The sequence below is a fragment of the Micromonospora sp. NPDC051196 genome (genome assembly GCF_040682415.1).
Lineage (GTDB): Bacteria > Actinomycetota > Actinomycetes > Mycobacteriales > Micromonosporaceae > Micromonospora.
In genome coordinates this window covers 258,809-277,586 of record NZ_JBFBAY010000007.1, presented here as the reverse complement: position 1 = coordinate 277,586, position 18,778 = coordinate 258,809, and the positions used below count along the sequence as shown (strand labels likewise).

Genomic DNA, 18,778 nt, shown 5'->3' with positions numbered 1-18,778 from the left:
CTAGATCGAGCACGATCTTGCGGCATGCCGGTGGCAGCGCGCCGGACCGCGCGCAGACACCGCCGTGCCAAACCCGTGGGAGTCGTCGCCGCGCAGGCAGGGCGGTTCGGGGTGCAGAGGGCGGGGTCAGAGCATGCGGGAGGACCAGAGCAAACTGGTCGCGCCGGCGCAGAGGGCCAGCAGCAGGGCGATGCCCGCGTACCACTGGGTGATCTCGCGGGCTTCGGTGCGGAAGCCGATCGAGCTGCCCATGTCCTGGTACACCTGCTTCAGCTCGCTGACCGAGGCGGCCTCGTAGAAGTAGCCCTCGGTCGTCTCGGCCAGTGCGGCGAGCGCCATCCGGTCCACCGGCACCCGTTGCAGTTGTCCACCGATGGCGACGTGCCCCGCGTCGGTGCCGAACGCGATGGTGGAGACCGGCACGTTCGCCGCCTGCGCCGCCGCGGCGGCCTCCTCCACCGACCGGCCGGCCGTCCGGAAGCCGTCGGACAACAGCACGATCCTCGCCGGCGGAATCCCGGCCGCGCCGTCGGCCGGCACCGACCGGATCGCCTCCAGGCAGGTGAAGACCGCCTCCCCGGTCGCCGTCGCCTCGGCCAGCACCAGACCGTCGATCGCGCTGGTCACCGCCGGGCGGTCCTTGGTGGGTGGCACCAGCACGTTGGCCGACTTCGCGAACGAGACCAGCCCGACGTTGTACGTCTCGGGCAACTCCCGGACGAACTGCTTGGCCGCCTCCTGGGCCCCCTCCAACCGGGTCGGGGGCACGTCGTCGGCCTGCATCGACAGCGACACGTCGATGGCCAACATGATGGTGGCCCGTTCCAGCGGCTCCCGGGTGTCCATCGCCGGCCGGGCCAGGGCGCCGGCCAGCACCAGCAGGGCGAGCAGGAACGCGGTCGCCGGCACGTGTCGCCGCCAGCCCAGCCCTTTCGGTGCCACGGTACGCAGCAGGTCCACGTTGGTGAACCGCATCGCGTACTCCCGGCGGCGCAGCTGCCGCCAGACGTACAGCGCGGCGAGGGCGAGCACCGGCAGTACGGCCAGCAGCCACCACGGTTGGAGCAGTCGAATCATCGTGTCGTCCCCCGGGTACGCGCGTGCCGTTGCGAGGCCACGAAGCGCACCATGTCCAGCAGCCAGTCTCGGTCCGTACGCAGTCGCAGGTGGGCGGCACCGGCGGCGCGCAACGCGGCGGAGATCTCCGCACGCTGGGCGGCTGCCGCCGTCGCGTACCGGTGCCGCAGGCTCGGATCGGCGGTCTGCACCTCGTGCAGCCCCCCGGTCTCCGGGTCGACGACCGGAAGCACCCCGACGTCGGGTAGCTCCAGTTCCCGCGGATCGACCACCTCGATCGCCAGCACGTCGTGCCGTACCCGCAGCTTGCGCAGCGGGCGGGCCCACTGGGTGGGCGGAGCGAGGAAGTCGGAGATGACCACCGCGACGCCACGTCGTCGGGGCGGACGGTTGAGCATGTCCACCAACGCACCGAGGTCACTGCGGCCGGGCCGGCTCTCGGTGCCGGCGATGGCGCGCAGCAGGCCCTGCGCCTCCTTACGCCCGGACCGGGCCGGCAGCCGGACCAGCCGTCCCGGCCCCACCGGCGCGGGCGCCGACCGACGACCCCGGCGCGGCACGGGCACGTCGTCGCCGCTGCCCACCACCGCGCCGATCCGGTTGCCGCCGCGTACGGTCAGGTGCGTGATGGCCGCCGCCGCGGCGATCACCACCTCCCGCTTGAGCCACCGGCCGGTGCCGAAGTCCAGGCTCGCCGACAGGTCCACCGCCAACCATGTCTCCAGCTCCCGGTCGGCCACCGTACGCCGCACGTGTGGGGTGGTGGTCCGGGCGGTGACCGGCCAGTCCATCCGGCGCACGTCGTCACCGGGGCGGTACTCCCGCGACTCCCCCGCCTCACTGCCCGGCCCGGGTAGCAGACCGGCGTAGTCGCCCTGCAACAGACCGTCGAGTTTGCGGGTGACCAGCAGTTGCAGACGGGACAGCACGGCGCCGGAGCGGTTGTCCGCGACGTCGGGTGCGCGTTGCCGGTGACCGGCGGGAGGGGTGGTCGAGGTCACGATCGCTGCCCGGGCCACCCCGAGGTCGGCGCCACCGCACCCGGTGGCGTCGGGGTCGCCTGCTGCCGGGGCGCCACCGACGGCATCGGAATGGTCGACATCACCCGGTGCACCACGTGGTCGGCCGGCACGTCGTCGGCGAGCGCGTCGTAGCTGAGGACCAGCCGGTGCCGCAGGATGTCCGGCGCGATGTCCTGCACGTCCTGCGGCAGGGCGTAGTCCCGACCGCGCAGCAGCGCCAGCGCCCGCGTCGCGCGAACCAGGCCGAGCGAGGCCCGTGGGCTGGCACCGTACTGGATCAGTTGCGCGACGTCGGGCATGCCGTGCTCAGCGGGCGTACGCGTGGCCAGCACCAGCCGCACCGCGTAGTCGACCAGCGCGTTGTGTACGAACACCTGGTCGGCCTTGTTCTGTAGGGCGATCAGGTCGTCGGTGTCGAACACCGCGGTGGGCTCGGGTGGCGCGACGCCCATCCGGTAGACGATCTCCCGTTCCTCGGCGTCGGTCGGATAGCCCACGACGATCTTCATGAGGAAGCGGTCCCGCTGTGCCTCCGGCAGCGGGTAGACCCCCTCCTGCTCGATCGGGTTCTGCGTCGCCATCACCAGGAACGGGTTCGGCACCCGGTGGCTCTCCCCACCGATGGACACCTGCCGCTCGCTCATCACCTCCAGCAGCGCCGACTGCACCTTCGCCGGCGCCCGGTTGATCTCGTCGGCGAGCAGGAAGTTGACGAAGACCGGGCCCAACTCGACGTCGAACTTCTCGCTGGACTGCCGGTAGATCCGGGTACCCATGATGTCGGCCGGCACCAGATCCGGGGTGAACTGCACCCGGGCGAACGAGCCACCGACGACCTTGGCCAGGGTTTCCACCGCCAGTGTCTTGGCCACCCCGGGCACACCCTCCAGCAGGCAGTGCCCCCGGGCGAGCAGCGCCACGAACATCCGCTCCACCATCCGGTCCTGCCCGACGATCACCCGTTTGATCTCGAACAGGGCCCGCTCCAGCAGGCCGGCGTCCTGCGCCGGCGTGGTCGACGCGGCGGGCGTCTGCGGCTGCGTCCCGTTCGGCGTCGGGGCGTCGGGCGTGGTCGGCTGGGCCACCGGTCCTCCACAGCATGAATCGGTCGTCGCGGCGTGTGCGCTACCAAGCCTCGCATGCTCGGCTGAGTACGGACGGCGGGAGCGACCGATTTTCGCCACACCGTCCGTCGCCACGCCAATCGCCGATCACCAGTGGACAGATTGCGCCCCCGCGTGTGTACCATTCATCCGTCGCCGGGCGGCTTCCCCCGTGGCCGCCCGGCGCTCATTCATTTCTCTCCCGCAGCCCTAGACTGGCCGGGATGAGCGAGTCCGACACCTCCACCCAAGCCCTGATCTGTTCGGCCCGTGGGTGTCACGCCCCGGCCGAGTGGTCACTGCGGTGGAACAATCCGCGTCTGCACCAGCCGGAACGGCGCAAGACCTGGCTCGCCTGCGACGCGCACCGCAGCTATCTCAACGACTTCCTCACCGCTCGTGGCTTCCTGCGTGAGGTCACCCCGCTGGCCGAATCGCCTACGCTCGAAGAGTGGACGCGTACAAAGAACGGCCCGGCCCATGAGCGCGAGGAGTGAGCTTGCGAGCCCCGCAGCCGCGAACGAAAGACGAGCACCGTGAGCGCGAGGAGTGAGCTTGCGAGCCCCGCAGCCGCGAACGAAAGACGAGCCCCGTGAGCGGTGAGGAGGTGGCCGGCCAACTGCCGGAGGCGGCCGCCGGACAGTCCGGTCCGCTTGAGCCGTGGCCGGACACCGTCCGATGGCAGGCGATCTCGTCCGACCTGATCTGGGTGGAGCTGCTGCGACTGTCGGCCGTGGTGGCCGTGTTCTCGATCATGATCGGGGTCGGCTGGGTGTTCACCGGCGCCTGGCCCTTCGGCCTGGCCCTCGGCGTGGTCCTGCTGTTCGCCGTCTGGCGCGCGGTGACCATCGTGCGGGCGGTGCACGCCTGGGGTTACGCCGAGCGTGAGAACGACCTGTTGGTTCGGCATGGGCTGCTGGTCCGCCGACTCTCCATCGTGCCGTACTCCCGGATGCAGTTCGTCGATGTCAGCGCGGGCCCACTGGAGCGGGCCTTCGACCTGGCCACCGTACAGCTGCACACCGCCGCGGCGGCGAGCGACGCCCGGGTGCCGGGTCTTCGGCCCGCGGAGGCGTCCCGGTTGCGCGACCGGCTCACCGCGCTCGGTCAGGACCGGGCGGAAGGGCTGTGAGCGACCCCGCCGGCCGGGACTCGGACCGTTCCACACCCGCGCCCGGCAGCCAGCCGCCGCCCGGCTATCCGGCCGGCACGTGGCCTCCGGTCCATCCGCCGCCCGGGTATCCGCCCGGTATGCCGCCGCCCGGTATGCCGGCGGGACCGCCGCCGACGGGATATCCACTCGGGTACCTACCGGGTCCGGTGCCACCGGGGTACCCGCCCGGTGGCTGGCCGGGCCAGCCGGGCGCGCCGCAGGCCCGGCAGCGGCTGCACCCGCTGAGTCCCGTGCTGCACAGCGCGAGGTCGCTGGTCGTCGTCATCGCCGGGCTGTCCTGGTCGACGTTGTCCCGGGTCGGGTTCGGCTGGTTCGTGGCGATGGTGATCGTGATCGTCCTGGGCGCCGCGGTGCTGGCCGTGGTGAGTTGGTACAACACCGGCTACCAGGTGGTGGGGCGGGAGCTGCGGATCCACGAGGGGCTGCTCTGGCGCCGGACCCGGGCGATTCCGCTGGAACGGCTCCAGGCCGTCGAAGTCGTCCGACCGCTGCTGGCTCAGCTCACCGGGCTGGCCGAGTTGCGGCTGGAGGTGGTCGGCGGCGGTAAGACCGAGGCGCCGCTGGCTTTCCTCAGCGTCGGCGAGGCGGCAGCGCTGCGGCAGCGTCTGCTGGCCCTGGCGGGCCGACCGGCCGCAGGGGCAACGGGTGCCGCGCCGCAGCACGCTCCGGTGGCGACAGCGACCGGGCCGGAGCCGCCCACCGGCCGGGCACTGCACTCGGTACGCAACCAGGATCTGCTGGTCAGCCAGTTGCTCACCCCGCAGGCGTTCCTGCTGCCGTTCGGCGTGCTCTTCGTCGCCGCGCAGTTCCTGTCGGAGGGTTCCTGGTCGTTCATCGCGGTGGCGAGCACGTTGACCGCGATGGCGGGCATCCTGCTGCAACCTGTCCGCCGGGTCCTCGACGACTGGCAGTTCCAACTGGCCCGCGACGACGACCGGCTGCGCATCCGCAACGGCCTGCTGGAGACCAGGGTGCAGACCGTACCGCTGCACCGGGTGCAAACCATCGGCGTGACCTGGCCGCTGCTCTGGCGCTTCAAGGGCTGGCTGCGGCTGCGGCTGGAGGTGGCGGGCTACGCCGCCGGCGATCCGGACCAGCGCAATCGGCCGGACCGCCTGCTGCCGGTCGGTGACCTGCCCACCGCCGAGGCGATCGTGGCCGAGGTACTGCCGGGGGTCGACCTGGCGTCGCTGCCGCTGACGACGCCGCCGGACCGGGCCCGCTGGCTCAACCCGCTCAGTCGCCAGGTGCTCGGTGCCGGCCTGACCGACCGGGTCTTCGCGGTCCGCTCCGGCCTGCTCACCCGCCAGGTGACCGTCGTGCCGTACGCCCGGTTGCAGAGCGTCCGGGTGGTGCAGGGGCCGTTGCAGCGTCTGCTACGGCTGGCCACGGTCCACGCCGACACGGCGGGCGGGGCCGGTGCGGCGGCCGTCGACCGGGATCTCGCCGAGGCGTGGGCGCTGGCGGCGGAGTTGTCCGCGCGCGGCCACGCCGCCCGCCGGCAGGAGTGACGAACCCAGCCCAACCTGGATCGGCTGCGGCTCGGTGACCCGGCACGCCCGTGTCGCGGTCTCACCGAGTCGCAGTCGATCCGGCGGATCAGCGGGTCGCGGGGACGGTGGGCGGGTCGGCGGGAGCGGTCCGGGTGGTCGGCGGTTCGGTCGGGGTACGGCGGGCCTTCCGGCGGGCCCACCAGCGCTCGGCCAGGCCGACCACGAGGAAGGCCATCCCGACGTACGCCCAGCCGACCAGCACGTCGATCACGTAGTGCTCGCCGCTGTAGACCAGCGTGAAGGTCATCGCCAACGGGTACGCCAACAGCAGCGGCCACCAGCGACGCCGTACGCCGCGTAGGAAGAACAGCACGACGAACAGCGCGAACGCGGTGTGCAGCGACGGCATGGCGGCCACCGGGTTCGAGGCCAACTGTCCGGCGTTGAGCAGGTTGCCGGCGCCGTGCATGCCGAACTCCCGCCATCCTCGCGTGGAGATCCGCGCCACCTCGTCCAGCAACCCGTTCTGCGCCGCCCACCACGGCGGCGCGGCCGGGTAGAGGAAGTAGGTGATCAGGCCGGACGCGCAGAGGAAGAACCAGCGACGCATGAACGCCGCCCAACGACTGCGGGAACGCACCCAGAGCACTGCGGCGGCAGCCAGCGCCGCCACGAAGTGGGAGAAGTACACCCAGCTGACGAGCACGTCGTACCAGCGCACGTCGGGTCGGTAGAGGTGCTGCTGCAACCAGACCGTCGGCACCTCACCGCCGGTGGCCCAGCCGAACATCAACCGGTCCGCCAGGATCAACTCGTACGCGTGCGGGACCGTCCCGTCGTGGTAGGCGAAGCCACGGGAGAGGTTGTACGCGACCAGCAACAGCACCACCGGTACCCAGTCCCGGGCGAAACGCAGGTGGCTGCGCCACGGACGGGCGGAGTTCCAGGCGATGGTGCCGGCCCAGATCCAGAAGAACGCGTACAGCGGATCGGTGGGCAGGCCGATGGCGAACCAACCCACCACGAACGCGAGAACCCACAGCGACATCGCGATCACCCGGCGGCGACCGCCGTCCGGCGGGGCGGGTGACTCGGCGGGGGCGGCGGGCTGAGGGTCGGTCATGGCAGACATCGCGGACAAGGTTAACGGCGGATCAACCATCGCCCCACGCAGGACCACCTGCCGCGCCGGGGCAGTGACAGGTGTCGCACCCCCGGCTCTGCCTGAACGCCATCCGGCGTCGAGCCGGCCGGTCCGGAGCCCCGGCCCGGCGCGCCCTGATCGAGCGTGATCGTGGCCGCCCGGGTGCCCGGGGTCCGGGCGAACACCTACGCTGTGGCCATGCAGGAGCAGCCGGATCATGCCCTGACGCCGGGTCTGGTGGCCCGGGTCGAGTTGACCGTCACCGACGCCGACACCGCCCAGGCCGTCGGCTCCGGCGACGTACCCGTGCTCGGCACCCCACGGGTGCTCGCCCTGGCCGAGGCGGCGACGGTGGCGGCGACCGCCCGTCACCTGCCCGCCGGGACGACCACCGTCGGCACCCGGGTCGAGTTGGATCACCGGGCCGCGACGCCGGTGGGCCGGACGGTGGTGGCGCAGGCCCGGCTGACGGCGGTCGACCGGCGTCGGCTGACCTTCGAGGTGGCCGTCACCGAGGGCGGGCAGACCGTGGCGGAGGGTCGGGTGGAGCGGGTGATGGTCGACCGGCACCGCTTCGTCGAGCGGGCGGGTGGGGCGTCATGAGCGACGGCTTCGTCGAGGTCGCCGACCGGGTGTTGGTGCTGCGGGAACCGCTGCTCGCGGTCAACGTCACGCTGGTGTTGGGCGACGGGGAGGCGCTGCTGGTCGACACGCTGTCCACCGTCGGGCAGGCGGTCGAGTTGTCCGCCGCCGTACGCGCGGTCACCGGTGACCCGCTGACCCTGGTCAACACCCATCACCATTTCGACCACTGCTTCGGCAACGCCACCCTCTCCGCCGACGGGCCGCGACCGGTCTGGGCACACGAGATGGCCGCGGCGGTGTTGCGCGACGACCCGGAACGGCTGCGCCGGGAGGCGTACGCGGAACTGCGCGACGAGCACCCTGAGCTGGCGGCCCAACTGGACGAGGTGACCGTGCTGGCGCCCACGCACACCGTCCGCACCGAGGCCACCCTCGACGTCGGGGGCCGGCGGGTGGTGCTGCGCCATCCCGGCCGTGGGCACACCGACGCCGACCTCGTGGTGCACGTGCCCGACGCCGACGTGCTGATCGTCGGTGATCTGGTCGAGCAGTCCGGTCCGCCGGCATTCGAGGATTCCTACCCGTTGCAGTGGCCCGAGGCGGTGGCCGAACTGCTGCGCTGGGCCAACCCCGCGACGGTCGTGGTGCCGGGGCACGGTGAGCCGGTGGACGTCGAGTTCGTCCGGGCGCAGCACGCCCAACTGGTCGAGCTGGCCTGGCTGATCCGGGCCGGACACACCGGCTCGGCGCCGCCGGAGCGGGTCGCCGCCGACGCACCGTTCCCGGCCCGTCCCGCGCTGCTGGCCACCCGTCGCGGCTACGCCGAGTTGGACGGCACCGCCTGAGCGGGTCAGCTGGTGAAACGGTCGGCAACCTCGGCCCGGGTGGGCATGGCGACGGCGCCGCCGGCACGTTCGCAGACCAGCCCGGCGACGCGCAGCGCGAAGGCGACCCGCTCGTTCCAGCCCGTCGGGTCGGCCGGTGCACCGGCGACGAGCAGGTCGGCGACGAGGGCGGCCAGCACCGAGTCGCCCGCGCCGGTGGCGTCGACCGCTGTCACCTTCGGCGCCGGTACCCGGACCGGATCGGTGCCGGCGGCGGCGACCACCGCGCCGGCGGCACCGAGGGTGACCACGACGGTGCCGGCACCCAACTCCCGCAGGTAGGCCGCCACGCCCTCGGCCGGCTCACCCGGATAGAGCTGCTCCGCGTCGGCGGTGCTCAGCTTGACCAGGTGCGCCCCGGCGGCGAACTCGGCGACCACCTCGCGTAGGCCGGTCAGCGCCGCCGGGCCGGACAGCAGCCGGGGCCGGACGTTGGGGTCGAACACCCGCAGGCCGGTCGCCAGCGACCAGGCCCGCCGCGCGGCGGCCAAGGGCGCCGGCGACAGCAGCACGATCGAGCCGCAGTAGAGCACGTCCGCACCCTCGATCAGCGCGACGTCGAGGTCCTCGGGGTTCAACAGGGCGTACGACGGTGGATCGCCGTAGAAGCGGAAGTCCGGCTCGGCGCCGGAGAAGGTGGCCACGGCCAACGTGGTCGGTACGGCGGCGGTGACCGCGCCGTCCAGGCCGACCCCGGCGGCGGTGAGGAAGGTACGGATCCGGTCGGCGAGTGTGTCGTCGCCGAGTGCGCCGACGAACTGCGCCGCACCGCCGAGCCGGGCGATGCCCACCGCGACGTTCAGCGGGGCGCCGCCGATGGCCTGCCGGTAGACCGGCACGCCGTCGCATTCCGTGTCGAGCAGGTCGACGAGAGCTTCGCCGAGCACCACCGCGTATCCCATCGAGCCGGTCCCTCCGTCGGCAGTCGTGATGCTCAGGCTGGCACAGGGCGAGCCGCGCGGGCGCGGAAGCCACGGTATTGGGTGCGCGGTCGACGCGAGACGGACCCGCCGCGACACGGCATCGAGAGATGACTATTGCGTCGATGCGCCCGGCATGCTGGGATAGGGGATGCCGGGTGGCGCGGGGCTGCGCGTCACCGGCGCCGGGTTCACCGCACGCGAGGGCATTTACGCGTCGATCGAATGCTGACGGCACCTGCCTGTCGGGCCATCCGCCCTGGGCGCAGGCTGCCGCATCGAATCGCATCCGCCCACAGCAGCGGGGCAGACATACCTCGTCACCCCCGCGCGTTCCGGCGGGGCCACCGGACCGGTGTCCCCGCGAGTCAGGAGAACCTGTGCACCGTCCTCGTCTGGCCGCGATCTTCTTCGCGGCCGTAACTCTCGCTGCGAGCGCGGTCGTCGCCGTGACCGCCAGCCCCGACCCGGCCGCCGCGCACGGCGCGGCGATGACGCCGGGCTCTCGTACCTACCTCTGTTGGCGCGACGGGCTCTCCCCCACCGGTGAGATCCGTCCGCAGAACCCGGCCTGTTCCGCGGCGGTCGCGCAGAGCGGTGCGAACTCCCTCTACAACTGGTTCAGCGTGCTGCGTTCGGACGCCGGCGGTCGCACCACCGGCTTCATCCCCGACGGGCAGCTGTGCAGCGGCGGCGCCACCGGCTTCCGCGGCTACGACCTGGCCCGCAACGACTGGCCGCTGACCCACCTGACCGCCGGCCGCACCATGGAGTTCCGGTACAGCAACTGGGCCCACCACCCGGGCACGTTCTACTTCTACGTGACCAGGGACAGCTGGAGCCCGACCCGGGCGCTGGCCTGGAGCGACCTTGAGGCCCAGCCGTTCCTGACGGTGACCAACCCGCCGCAGCGCGGCGCGGTCGGCACCAACGACGGCCACTACTACTTCACCGGCACCCTGCCGGCGAACAAGAGCGGTCGGCACATCATCTACTCCCGCTGGGTCCGCTCGGACAGCCAGGAGAACTTCTTCGGCTGCTCCGACGTGACCTTCGACGGCGGCAACGGTGAGGTGACCGGCATCGGCGGTGGCACCAACCCGCCGCCCACCACCCCGCCGCCGACCACCCCGCCGCCCACGACCCCGCCGCCCACCACGCCGCCGCCGACCACCCCGCCGCCCGGCAACAACAGCGGCTGCTCGGCCACCTTCAAGCTGACCAACAGCTGGTCGGGTGGTTTCCAGGGCGAGGTGGAGATCAAGAACACCGGCACCGCGCCGTTGAACGGCTGGGCTGCGAACTGGACCTTGTCCAGTGGCCAGCAGATCAGCCAGGTCTGGAACGCGACCCACACCACGTCCGGTTCGTCGGTGACGGCCCGCAACGTGTCGTACAACGGCAGTCTCGGGGCCAACGGCACTACGAGCTTCGGCTTCCTTGCCAGCGGTACCAGCTCGACTCCCACGATCACCTGCACCGCCAGCTGATCACCAGCACCACGAAGGGGGCCCCGGTCGGGGCCCCCTTCCGCTTGTCTGATTGCGCCTCAGCGCCGCTTACGGGCTCAGCGCCGCTTACGGCTCAGCGCCGCTTACGGCTCAGCGCACCATCGAGCCGACGACGGGCTTGGTGAGCAGGGCCGACTGGTTGCGCTGGATGCCCGGGTCCAGGGTCTTCGCCACGAAGATCGCGTGCCAGATACAGAAGATCAGCACCGTCCACACCTTGCGGGAGTGGTCGGCCTCCTCCCGCTTGTGCTCCTCCAGCAGGCGCAGCGCGTACGACAGGTCGAGCAGGTCACCGGCGCCCGAGGTGGTGAGCACGTGCCGGGCCCACTCGTACATCTCGCCGCGCAGCCAGACCCGGGTAGGGGTCGGGAAGCCGAGCTTCTTGCGGTTGACGATGGCCGGCGGCACCACGCCCTGCAACGCCTGGCGCATGGCGTACTTGGTGGCATCCGAGCGCGGCGGCAGCTTCAGCTCGACCGGGATCTTCGCCGCCACCTCGAAGACGGCGCGGTCGAGGAAGGGCACCCGCACCTCCAGCGAGTGCGCCATGGAGATCCGGTCGGCCTTGACCAGGATGTCGCCGCGCAGCCAGGTGTAAAGGTCGACGTACTGCATCTTGGTGACGTCGTCCAGTTCGGTGCACTCGGCGTAGATCGGCGCGGTGACGTCGGTGTAGCGCACCGAGGGGTCGTAGCGGCGCAGCAGATGCTGCTTCTCCTCCTCGGTGAACATCCGCGCGTTGCCGTAGTAGCGCTCCTCGATCGGGGTGGTGCCGCGTTCCAGGAAGCTCTTGCCCTTGACCCCCTGCGGGATCGCCTTGGACACCGCCCGCAGACCCTTCTGGACCCCGCCGGGCAGCCCGTTGACGCTGCTCAGCGAGAGCGGCTCACGGTAGATCGTGTATCCGCCGAAGAACTCGTCGGCGCCCTCGCCGGAGAGCACCACGGTGACGTGCTCGGCGGCCTTCTTGGCCACGAAGTAGAGCGGCACCAGCGCCGGGTCGGCCACCGGGTCGTCCAGGTGCCAGACGATCTTCGGCAGCGCCTCGATCATGTCCTGCGGCCCGATCTTGGTCGGGATGGTGGTCACGTCGAGGTGCCGGGCGGACTCCTGGGCGACGTCGATCTCGGAGTAGCCCGGCACGTCGTAGCCGACGGTGAAGGTGAGGATGTTCGGGTTGAACTCCCGCGCCAAGGCCACCACCGCGGTGGAGTCGATCCCGCTGGACAGGAACGAGCCGACCGGCACGTCGGAGCGCATGTGCATGCGTACGCTCTCGCGCAGCGTCTCCCGGATCTCGTGGTAGAGCTTCTGCTCGTCGGCGACCGGGGCGGGCCGGAACACCGGGCGGTACCAGCGGCGTACGTCGATCCGGCCGCCCGGGGTCCAGGTGAGGTACTCCCCCGAGCCGATCCGGCTGATCTGCTTGTGCAGGGTGCCCGGCTCGGGGACGTACTGCAAGGTCAGATAGTGGCTGAGGTTCGCCGTGTCGACCCCGGCGTCGCCGATGTGGGCGGAGTGCGCGAAGGGCAGCAGGGCCTTCTTCTCCGAGGCGAGGTAGAGCCCGTCGGCGGTCTCCAGGTAGTGCAGCGGCTTGATGCCGTAGTAGTCGCGGGCACCGAACGCGCGGCGGGCCTGCCGGTCCCAGATGACGAAGGCGAACATGCCGCGCAGCCGGGTGAGCACCTGCTCGCCCCAGTAGTGGTAGCCGGCGACGATCACCTCACCGTCACCGTTGGTGGCGAACCGGGCGCCGTGCTCGCGGATCAACTCCTCGCGCAGCTCGATGTAGTTGTAGATCTCGCCGTTGAAGGTCAGCAGGTAACGCCCGTCGGCGTAGGGCAACGGCTCGTGGCTGAGCGCGACGTCGATGATCGCCAACCGCTTGTGGGCGAAGACCCCGTCCGCGTACCGGCCGGAGGCGTCCCCGACCACCTCGACACCGGTCTCGTCCGGGCCGCGGTGGTGCAGGCATTCCAACGCTCCGGCGATGCTGTCGCGGTGAGCGGCGGCATCGCCGCGCGCACTGAAAAAAGCCAGGAGTCCGCACATGGTGGTCATCCTTCCACGCGTACGAATCGGGCGTTGCGGCACGGGCGGGCTCGCCCGGACCGACCTCGCGGCACGCCGCCCGGTGGGGCCGCATCGGGTCGCGGGGACCGACCGGCGTCACCGCCGTAGCCGACGCGAGCCGGATTCGCGGTACGGTCGGGCCGGCTATGAGCGGTACGGTCAGGGCCAGCAATGAGCGGTACGGTCGGGGCCAGCAATGGCATGAAGGGAGCGGGCATGACCGAGGAACGCACCGACGGCAAGCCGACCGACGGCACCGAGTCGCACGACCCGGATTTCCCACCGGCGTTCCTGGCGTTCATGCGGCAGGGCTGGCGGGACACCACGCTGCCGGTCGGTCCCCGACCGGAGGTGCCGAACCACGCCAAGCGTCGGGCCGCCCTCTCGGCCGCCTTCCCGGGTGAGACGCTGGTGATTCCCACCGGCGGGGAGAAGGTCCGCGCCAACGACACCGAGTACCGGTTCCGACCGGGCAGCGACTTCGCGTACCTGACCGGTGACCATGACCCGGACAGCGTCCTGGTGCTGCGGCCCAATGGTTCGGGACACGACGCCATCCTGTACATGCGGCCGCGTAGCTCGCGGGAGAACGACGAGTTCTTCCGCAGCCGGCACGGCGAGCTGTGGGTGGGCCGGCGGCACACGCTGACCGAGAAGTCGACCGAGCTGGGCCTGCCCACCGCCGACCTGGCCGAGCTGGACGCGGCGTTGGCCGGGCTCGCCCCGGCGCGTACCCGGGTGTTGCGCGGCTTCGACCCCCGGGTGGACGCCGCGGTACGCGCGTACGACGGTCCGCGGGACGAGGGCCAGCCGGCCCGGGATCGTGAGCTGGCCATCGCCATCTCCGAGCAGAAGCTCGTCAAGGACGAGTGGGAGATCAGCCAGTTGCAGGAGGCGATCGACGCCACCGTACGCGGCTTCGAGGACGTGGCTCGGGCGTTGCCGGCCGACCAGGGCGTCTCGGAGCGGCTGCTGGAGGGGATTTTCGCGCTGCGCGCCCGGCACGACGGCAACGACGTCGGCTACGGCTCGATCGTCGGTGCCGGCGAGCACGCCACGATCCTGCACTGGGTGCACAACCACGGCGTCACCCGACCGGGCGAGCTGCTGCTGATGGACATGGGCGTGGAGGGACGCAACCTCTACACCGCCGACGTAACCCGGGTGCTGCCGGTCAACGGCCGGTTCACCGCTCTCCAGCGGCAGGTCTACGACATCGTGTACGCCTCGCAGCAGGCCGGCATCGACGTCATCAAGCCGGGCGTGGCGTTCAAGGACGTCCACCTGACCTGCATGCGGGTGCTCGCCGAGGGTCTGGCCGAGCTGGGGTTGCTGCCGGTCAGCGTGGACGAGGCGATGGACGAGAACTCCACCGTCTACCGCCGGTGGACGTTGCACGGGTTCGGGCACATGCTCGGCATCGACGTGCACGACTGCTCGAACGCCCGTAAGGAGGCCTACCGCGACGGCAGCCTGGGCGAGGGGTACGTGCTCACCGTCGAGCCGGGGCTGTACTTCCAGCCGGAGGACGAGTTGGTCCCCGAGGAACTGCGCGGTGTCGGCATCCGGATCGAGGACGACGTCCTGGTCACCAGCTCCGGCGCGGTGAACCTGTCGGCGGGCCTGCCCCGCCGGGCCGACGAGGTGGAGACCTGGCTGGCCGAGCAGCGTGAGGCGGGCCCGCGCCTGCCCGGCTGACCGCGCCGGCGACCGCACGACGGGCCCCGCCCGGCGGTGTGCGACGTTTCGTACGTCCAGCACACCCCGAGCGGGGCCCGTCCGTGTTCACCCTGGTCACCCGCTTCCTACCCAGGCCGGCACCTTGACCGGCAGATACCCTGAATACATCAAATGTGGGGCTTATTCGGATACGCCCTTGTCGCGAGGATCCTTCTCATACGGTGGTCGTCGGAGGCTGCAACCGATTTGTAGCTGCCCGCGCCTCCTTCGGGTGGTGCGAGCCCGTTTGGTAGCAGGAAGGGCGGAAAGCTCTGATGTCCAACGACCTAACGACTCCCTCCGGCGAGGCCCCCATGGCCTCACCGAGACGAGGACGACGGAAGCTTTGGGTGGCCGCCGGGGTAGCCGGCTTGACCGGTGTCGTCGGCCTGGCCGCCGTGGGCGGCGTGGCCGCCCGTAACCAGAAGTCCGGCGAGCGGCAAGAGGCGTCGAACATGCCGGCGTCGGCGCCGAAACAGCACGTCAGCGACGCGGACAAGGCCGAGGAGACCGGTGGCGCGGAGTCCGGCAAGGACGACCTGGGCAACCGGGACGGCAAGGGTGACCGGGACGACCGGGACGGCAAGGGCAAGCGCTTCGAAGGCCGAGAACGGGTGAAGGAGGTGCCGTGCGACACCGACAAGCTGATCGACGCGATCACCCTGGCCAACCGGACCGACGGCGCGACCCTGAAGCTGGCCGAGCACTGCACCTACACGCTGACCCGGCACGACGAGTGGGGTAACGGCCTGCCACGGATCAACCAGCCGATCACCCTCAAGGGCGACAAGACCCGAATCGAGCGGGACCCGACGGCCAAGCCGTTCCGCATCCTCAACGTCGGCCCCGGCGGGGAACTCACCCTCAAAGGCCTGACCATCAAGGGCGGCCAGCTCAAGGACGACAAGAAGAAGGACGACTCGAAGCCCCGCGTACGGTGGGGATCGAAGGGGGAAGCGACGACCCCCACGGCCACACCGGAGGCGGCTGACGCCGCGCCCGACACACCGGCGGTCGCACCTCAGGCAGCAGCCGCACCGGCGGTCGCACCTCAGGCGGCAGCCGCGCCCGGAGCCGGCGGGCCCGGTTCGGGGGCGACGCCGGCTCCGTGGCCCACCGGCGGGCACGGGCACACGCCCACCGAGGGCGCGGGCCTCCTGGTCCACCAGGGTGGTCGCGCCGTCGTCGAGCACAGCACCTTCGTACAGAACCACGCGGCCGGCGACGGGGGTGCCATCGCCAACTTCGGCGCCACCCGCATCGACAGGACCCTGATCGAGCGCAACAGCGCCGGTGGCTTCGGCGGCGGCATCTTCAACGCCGGAGCTCTCCAGGTCGAGCAGTCCGAGGTGGTTCACAACAGCGCCGAGGAAGGCGGCGGCGGCATCGCCAACGGCTCGTCCGACAAGTACGGGATCGAGGGCGGCACCGTCTACATCTTCAAGAGCAAGATCAGCCACAACCGGACCGCGGGTGACGGCGGCGGCCTGGCCGACAACGGCGGGACCACCTCGGCCAGCCACAGCGAGTTCACCGACAACACCGCGGGTTCCGACGTCGGCGGTGTGCTCGCCAACGTCGACAGTCAGCTGACCCTCAAGCACGTGCTCGTCGCGAAGAACTCCACCCAGGGCCGGGCCGGCGGCATCGGCATCGGTAGGGGCACCAAGGCCGTCATCGAGCACAGTCTCATCAAGGAGAACGTCTCCGACGGCGACGGTGGCGGAATCTTCAACTTCGGATTCACCGTGCTGCGGGACACCGAGGTCCTCGCCAACCAGGCGGTCGGCAGGTACGCACAGGCCGGCGGGATCTTCAACGACGGCGGCAAGGTCAGCCTGATCCGGTCGAAGGTGGCCTTCAACTTCTCCACCAAGAAGCCGGGCGGCATCTTCACCAACAACGACCGCGTCGACATCGACAGCAAGTCCACGGTCGTCGACAACCGCCCGACCAACTGCCTCGGCAGCCCGGTCGTTCCGGACCGCTGCTTCGGCTGAGACACATCGAAAGCCAGACCACATAGCCGGAGGGCTTCTCCGGGCCGCCACCCGGCGTCCCGAAGAAGCCCTCCCCTCTCCCCCACCCGCACCGCGTCACGAATGGCGTGGAGCACGACCAAAAGCTCTTGATCAGCCGCCTGTCCGGGGTGCGGGCAAGGTGGGGTGGGGATGAGGGCTTGGGTGGGTGGGACAGCAAATGCACCTAATGCGGGTTCGTTTCGCATTTGACCGCGAGATGAGGAAGATTCTCATACTGTTGGTTTCGGGAGCTACAACCGATTTGTAGCAGGGGACGCCCGCCTGAGGCGGTGCGACCCTGTCTGGTACGAGGAGAGGGCAAAAGCTCCGATGTCCAACTACCTAGCGAACAACGATGATCGGCCGACGCCGAAGCGTCGCCGCAAGCTCTGGGTGGCCAGCGGCGTTGCCGGCTTGACCGGCGTGGTCAGCATCGCCGCGGTCGGCGTCGCTGGCGCCGGGGCGGTCGGCGGCAGTGACGGGGTGAAGTGGTCGACCACCCAGCAGGTCAGCCGCGACGACGCCCAGGGCGAAGCGGAACACAACGGCAAGGAGGCGGAACACGACGGCAAGAAGCGGGACCGCGATCGGCACGACGAGCGGGCGAGGGAGGTGCCCTGCGACACCGACAAGCTGATCGAGGCGATCACCCTCGCCAACAACCGGAACGGTGCCACGCTGAGGCTGGCCGAGCGCTGCACCTACAAGCTCACCCGGCACGACAAGTGGGGCAACGGCCTACCGAAGATCACTCAGCCGATCACCCTCAAGGGCGACCGGACCAAGATCGAGCGGGATGCCACGGCCAAGCCGTTCCGCATCCTCAATGTCGGTCCCGGCGGGGAACTCACCCTCAAGGGCCTGACCATCAAGGGTGGCCAGACCGCGCCGGCCAAGAAGGTCTCGGCGCCGGAGCCACGGGAGACGTGGTCACAGTTCTCTGGCTCGGGCGAGGCGACGGACACCGTACAGGGCGGTAAGCCGCTGGCCACCGCGTTGCAGGCCGGGCCGAAGGCGGCGGCTGCGCCACCGGCCGAGACCGACGCGGCCGCGGCGCCAGCCGCCGCCCAGGTCGACGGGGAGCAGGAGTGGCAGTCCGAGGGGAAGGCCGAGGGCGACTGGGAGCCGGGCCGCTTTGACGGCGCGGGCCTGCTGGTGCAGCCGGGCGGCCGGGCCGATGTCCACGACACCGAGTTCGTCGAGAACCAGTCCGGTGCCAACGGTGGCGCCGTGGCCAACTACGGCCAGACCCTGCTCGACGAGAGCCGCGTCGCCGACAACACCGCCTTCCTCTTCGGCGGCGGAATCCTCAACGTCGGCGTCCTCAAGATCGAGAAATCGGCGGTGAAGAACAACCAGGCGATCATCGGCGGTGCGGGCATCTCCAACGGTCTGGTCAAGTTCAAGCCGTACAAGGACAAGCTGCACCACGCCGGCATCGACAACGGCACCCTGTACGTCGAGAAGTCCGAGATCGAGGGGAACGAGACCACCGGCTTCGGCGGCGGCATCCTCGACATCGGCGGTCAGACCTCCGTCAAGCACTCGAAGGTTTCCGACAACACCGCGCTGATCGCCGGTGGCGGCATCCTCGCGGCCAAGAAGAGCCAGCTCACCCTGGCGCACAGCACGGTCGCGAAGAACAGCACCGCAGGTGTCGGCGGCGGCCTGGCAGTGGTCGACTGGAGCACCGCCACGGTCGACGACAGCGTCATCAAGGACAACGTCGCCGGGTTCTTCGGCGCCGGCCTGTTCAACGAGGACAGCAAGACCACGCTGCGGGACACCGAGGTCACCGGCAACCGTGCCGTCGGCCCGTTCTCCACCGGCGGTGGGATCTTCAACAAGGGCGGCTGGGTCTACCTGACCAAGACCAAGGTGGCCCACAACTCCGCCCGCAACAAGCCGGGCGGCGTCTTCACCAACAACGACGGCGTGGTGTTGGACGACAAGTCCGTCATCACCGACAACCGCCCCACCAACTGCCTCGGCAGCCCGGTGATTCCGAACGGCTGCTTCGGCTGATCCACCCGGTTGACCGGCACTGGCACC

At 70.7% G+C, this 18,778-nt stretch carries 15 protein-coding genes; 9 read left to right on the top strand and 6 right to left on the bottom strand.

What is annotated here, in order from left to right; translation table 11 throughout:
- Nucleotides 1–126: 126 nt before the first annotated feature.
- Genes AB0M35_RS16655 through AB0M35_RS16645 form a run of 3 tightly spaced genes read right to left on the bottom strand, consistent with a single transcriptional unit; the run spans nucleotide 127 to nucleotide 3,184 of the window.
- Nucleotides 127–1,077: a VWA domain-containing protein gene (locus tag AB0M35_RS16655; protein ID WP_363746118.1), complete on the bottom strand. Its 951-nt coding sequence runs from the start codon at nucleotides 1,075–1,077 to the stop codon at nucleotides 127–129.
- Nucleotides 1,074–2,096 (bottom strand): DUF58 domain-containing protein, encoded by a 1,023-nt coding sequence (locus AB0M35_RS16650; protein ID WP_363746116.1) that lies wholly within the window; start codon nucleotides 2,094–2,096, stop codon nucleotides 1,074–1,076. Before AB0M35_RS16650 ends, AB0M35_RS16655 begins: the two co-directional genes overlap by 4 nt.
- Nucleotides 2,075–3,184, bottom strand: coding sequence for a MoxR family ATPase (locus tag AB0M35_RS16645; protein WP_363746114.1), 1,110 nt, complete (start codon nucleotides 3,182–3,184; stop codon nucleotides 2,075–2,077). The genes AB0M35_RS16650 and AB0M35_RS16645 overlap by 22 nt, the downstream gene beginning before the upstream one ends.
- A 242-nt stretch (nucleotides 3,185–3,426) precedes the next feature.
- Between AB0M35_RS16645 and AB0M35_RS16640 the strand changes: the two genes are divergently transcribed.
- The 3 genes from AB0M35_RS16640 to AB0M35_RS16630 all read left to right on the top strand — a co-directional run bounded on the left by AB0M35_RS16640 (nucleotide 3,427) and on the right by AB0M35_RS16630 (nucleotide 5,887).
- Nucleotides 3,427–3,699: a hypothetical protein gene (locus AB0M35_RS16640; protein ID WP_363746112.1), complete on the top strand. Its 273-nt coding sequence runs from the start codon at nucleotides 3,427–3,429 to the stop codon at nucleotides 3,697–3,699.
- Between the two features lie 95 nt (nucleotides 3,700–3,794).
- On the top strand, nucleotides 3,795–4,334 hold the full coding sequence (locus tag AB0M35_RS16635) for a PH domain-containing protein (protein WP_363746110.1): 540 nt from the start codon (nucleotides 3,795–3,797) through the stop codon (nucleotides 4,332–4,334).
- A 119-nt stretch (nucleotides 4,335–4,453) separates the two neighbouring features.
- Nucleotides 4,454–5,887, top strand: a complete 1,434-nt coding sequence (locus AB0M35_RS16630) for a PH domain-containing protein (protein WP_363746222.1) — start codon at nucleotides 4,454–4,456, stop codon at nucleotides 5,885–5,887.
- 88 nt (nucleotides 5,888–5,975) lie between these two features.
- On the opposite strand, the gene AB0M35_RS16625 is transcribed toward AB0M35_RS16630, so the two are convergent.
- Nucleotides 5,976–7,001 carry a phosphatase PAP2 family protein gene (locus tag AB0M35_RS16625; protein ID WP_363746108.1) on the bottom strand — a complete coding sequence of 342 codons (1,026 nt, stop codon included), beginning with the start codon at nucleotides 6,999–7,001 and terminating at the stop codon, nucleotides 5,976–5,978.
- A 210-nt stretch (nucleotides 7,002–7,211) separates the two neighbouring features.
- Between AB0M35_RS16625 and AB0M35_RS16620 the strand changes: the two genes are divergently transcribed.
- Entirely contained in the window at nucleotides 7,212–7,616 is a 405-nt protein-coding gene (locus AB0M35_RS16620) for a hotdog domain-containing protein (RefSeq protein WP_363746106.1), read from the top strand.
- Nucleotides 7,613–8,443, top strand: a complete 831-nt coding sequence (locus AB0M35_RS16615) for an MBL fold metallo-hydrolase (protein WP_363746104.1) — start codon at nucleotides 7,613–7,615, stop codon at nucleotides 8,441–8,443. Before AB0M35_RS16620 ends, AB0M35_RS16615 begins: the two co-directional genes overlap by 4 nt.
- 5 nt (nucleotides 8,444–8,448) lie before the next feature.
- On the opposite strand, the gene AB0M35_RS16610 is transcribed toward AB0M35_RS16615, so the two are convergent.
- A complete protein-coding gene (locus AB0M35_RS16610) occupies nucleotides 8,449–9,384 on the bottom strand; it encodes a PfkB family carbohydrate kinase (RefSeq protein ID WP_363746102.1) in 936 nt (311 codons plus the stop codon).
- A gap of 398 nt (nucleotides 9,385–9,782) precedes the next feature.
- Here AB0M35_RS16610 and AB0M35_RS16605 point away from each other — a divergent pair, with 398 nt between their 5' ends.
- Complete coding sequence (locus AB0M35_RS16605; protein ID WP_363746099.1) at nucleotides 9,783–10,892, top strand: lytic polysaccharide monooxygenase; 1,110 nt, start codon at nucleotides 9,783–9,785, stop codon at nucleotides 10,890–10,892.
- Nucleotides 10,893–11,003: 111 nt separating this feature from the next.
- Here the strand turns inward: AB0M35_RS16605 and asnB are convergent, their stop codons facing one another.
- Nucleotides 11,004–12,965, bottom strand: coding sequence for an asparagine synthase (glutamine-hydrolyzing) (gene asnB / locus AB0M35_RS16600; RefSeq protein ID WP_363746097.1), 1,962 nt, complete (start codon nucleotides 12,963–12,965; stop codon nucleotides 11,004–11,006).
- A gap of 237 nt (nucleotides 12,966–13,202) precedes the next feature.
- On the opposite strand from asnB, the gene AB0M35_RS16595 reads away from it, so the two are divergent.
- The 3 genes from AB0M35_RS16595 to AB0M35_RS16585 all read left to right on the top strand — a co-directional run bounded on the left by AB0M35_RS16595 (nucleotide 13,203) and on the right by AB0M35_RS16585 (nucleotide 18,751).
- Entirely contained in the window at nucleotides 13,203–14,684 is a 1,482-nt protein-coding gene (locus tag AB0M35_RS16595; RefSeq protein WP_363746095.1) for an aminopeptidase P family protein, read from the top strand.
- A 296-nt stretch (nucleotides 14,685–14,980) separates the two neighbouring features.
- A complete protein-coding gene (locus AB0M35_RS16590) occupies nucleotides 14,981–16,705 on the top strand; it encodes a right-handed parallel beta-helix repeat-containing protein (RefSeq protein WP_363746093.1) in 1,725 nt (574 codons plus the stop codon).
- Nucleotides 16,706–17,056: 351 nt separating this feature from the next.
- The gene (locus tag AB0M35_RS16585; RefSeq protein ID WP_363746091.1) at nucleotides 17,057–18,751 is read left to right on the top strand and encodes a right-handed parallel beta-helix repeat-containing protein; all 1,695 of its coding nucleotides are present in this window, start codon (nucleotides 17,057–17,059) and stop codon (nucleotides 18,749–18,751) included.
- Nucleotides 18,752–18,778 lie beyond the last annotated feature (27 nt).

Bases quoted from the DNA above. Each gene is read 5' to 3' on its own strand.
- AB0M35_RS16595 (WP_363746095.1), top strand. From the start codon at position 13,203: ATGACCGAGGAACGCACCGACGGCAAGCCGACCGACGGCACCGAGTCG.
- AB0M35_RS16585 (WP_363746091.1), top strand. From the start codon at position 17,057: ATGTCCAACTACCTAGCGAACAACGATGATCGGCCGACGCCGAAGCGT.
- AB0M35_RS16655 (WP_363746118.1), bottom strand. From the start codon at position 1,077: ATGATTCGACTGCTCCAACCGTGGTGGCTGCTGGCCGTACTGCCGGTG.
- AB0M35_RS16630 (WP_363746222.1), top strand. From the start codon at position 4,454: ATGCCGCCGCCCGGTATGCCGGCGGGACCGCCGCCGACGGGATATCCA.
- AB0M35_RS16610 (WP_363746102.1), bottom strand. From the start codon at position 9,384: ATGGGATACGCGGTGGTGCTCGGCGAAGCTCTCGTCGACCTGCTCGAC.
- asnB (WP_363746097.1), bottom strand. From the start codon at position 12,965: ATGTGCGGACTCCTGGCTTTTTTCAGTGCGCGCGGCGATGCCGCCGCT.
- AB0M35_RS16590 (WP_363746093.1), top strand. From the start codon at position 14,981: ATGTCCAACGACCTAACGACTCCCTCCGGCGAGGCCCCCATGGCCTCA.
- AB0M35_RS16640 (WP_363746112.1), top strand. From the start codon at position 3,427: ATGAGCGAGTCCGACACCTCCACCCAAGCCCTGATCTGTTCGGCCCGT.
- AB0M35_RS16625 (WP_363746108.1), bottom strand. From the start codon at position 7,001: ATGTCTGCCATGACCGACCCTCAGCCCGCCGCCCCCGCCGAGTCACCC.
- AB0M35_RS16615 (WP_363746104.1), top strand. From the start codon at position 7,613: ATGAGCGACGGCTTCGTCGAGGTCGCCGACCGGGTGTTGGTGCTGCGG.
- AB0M35_RS16620 (WP_363746106.1), top strand. From the start codon at position 7,212: ATGCAGGAGCAGCCGGATCATGCCCTGACGCCGGGTCTGGTGGCCCGG.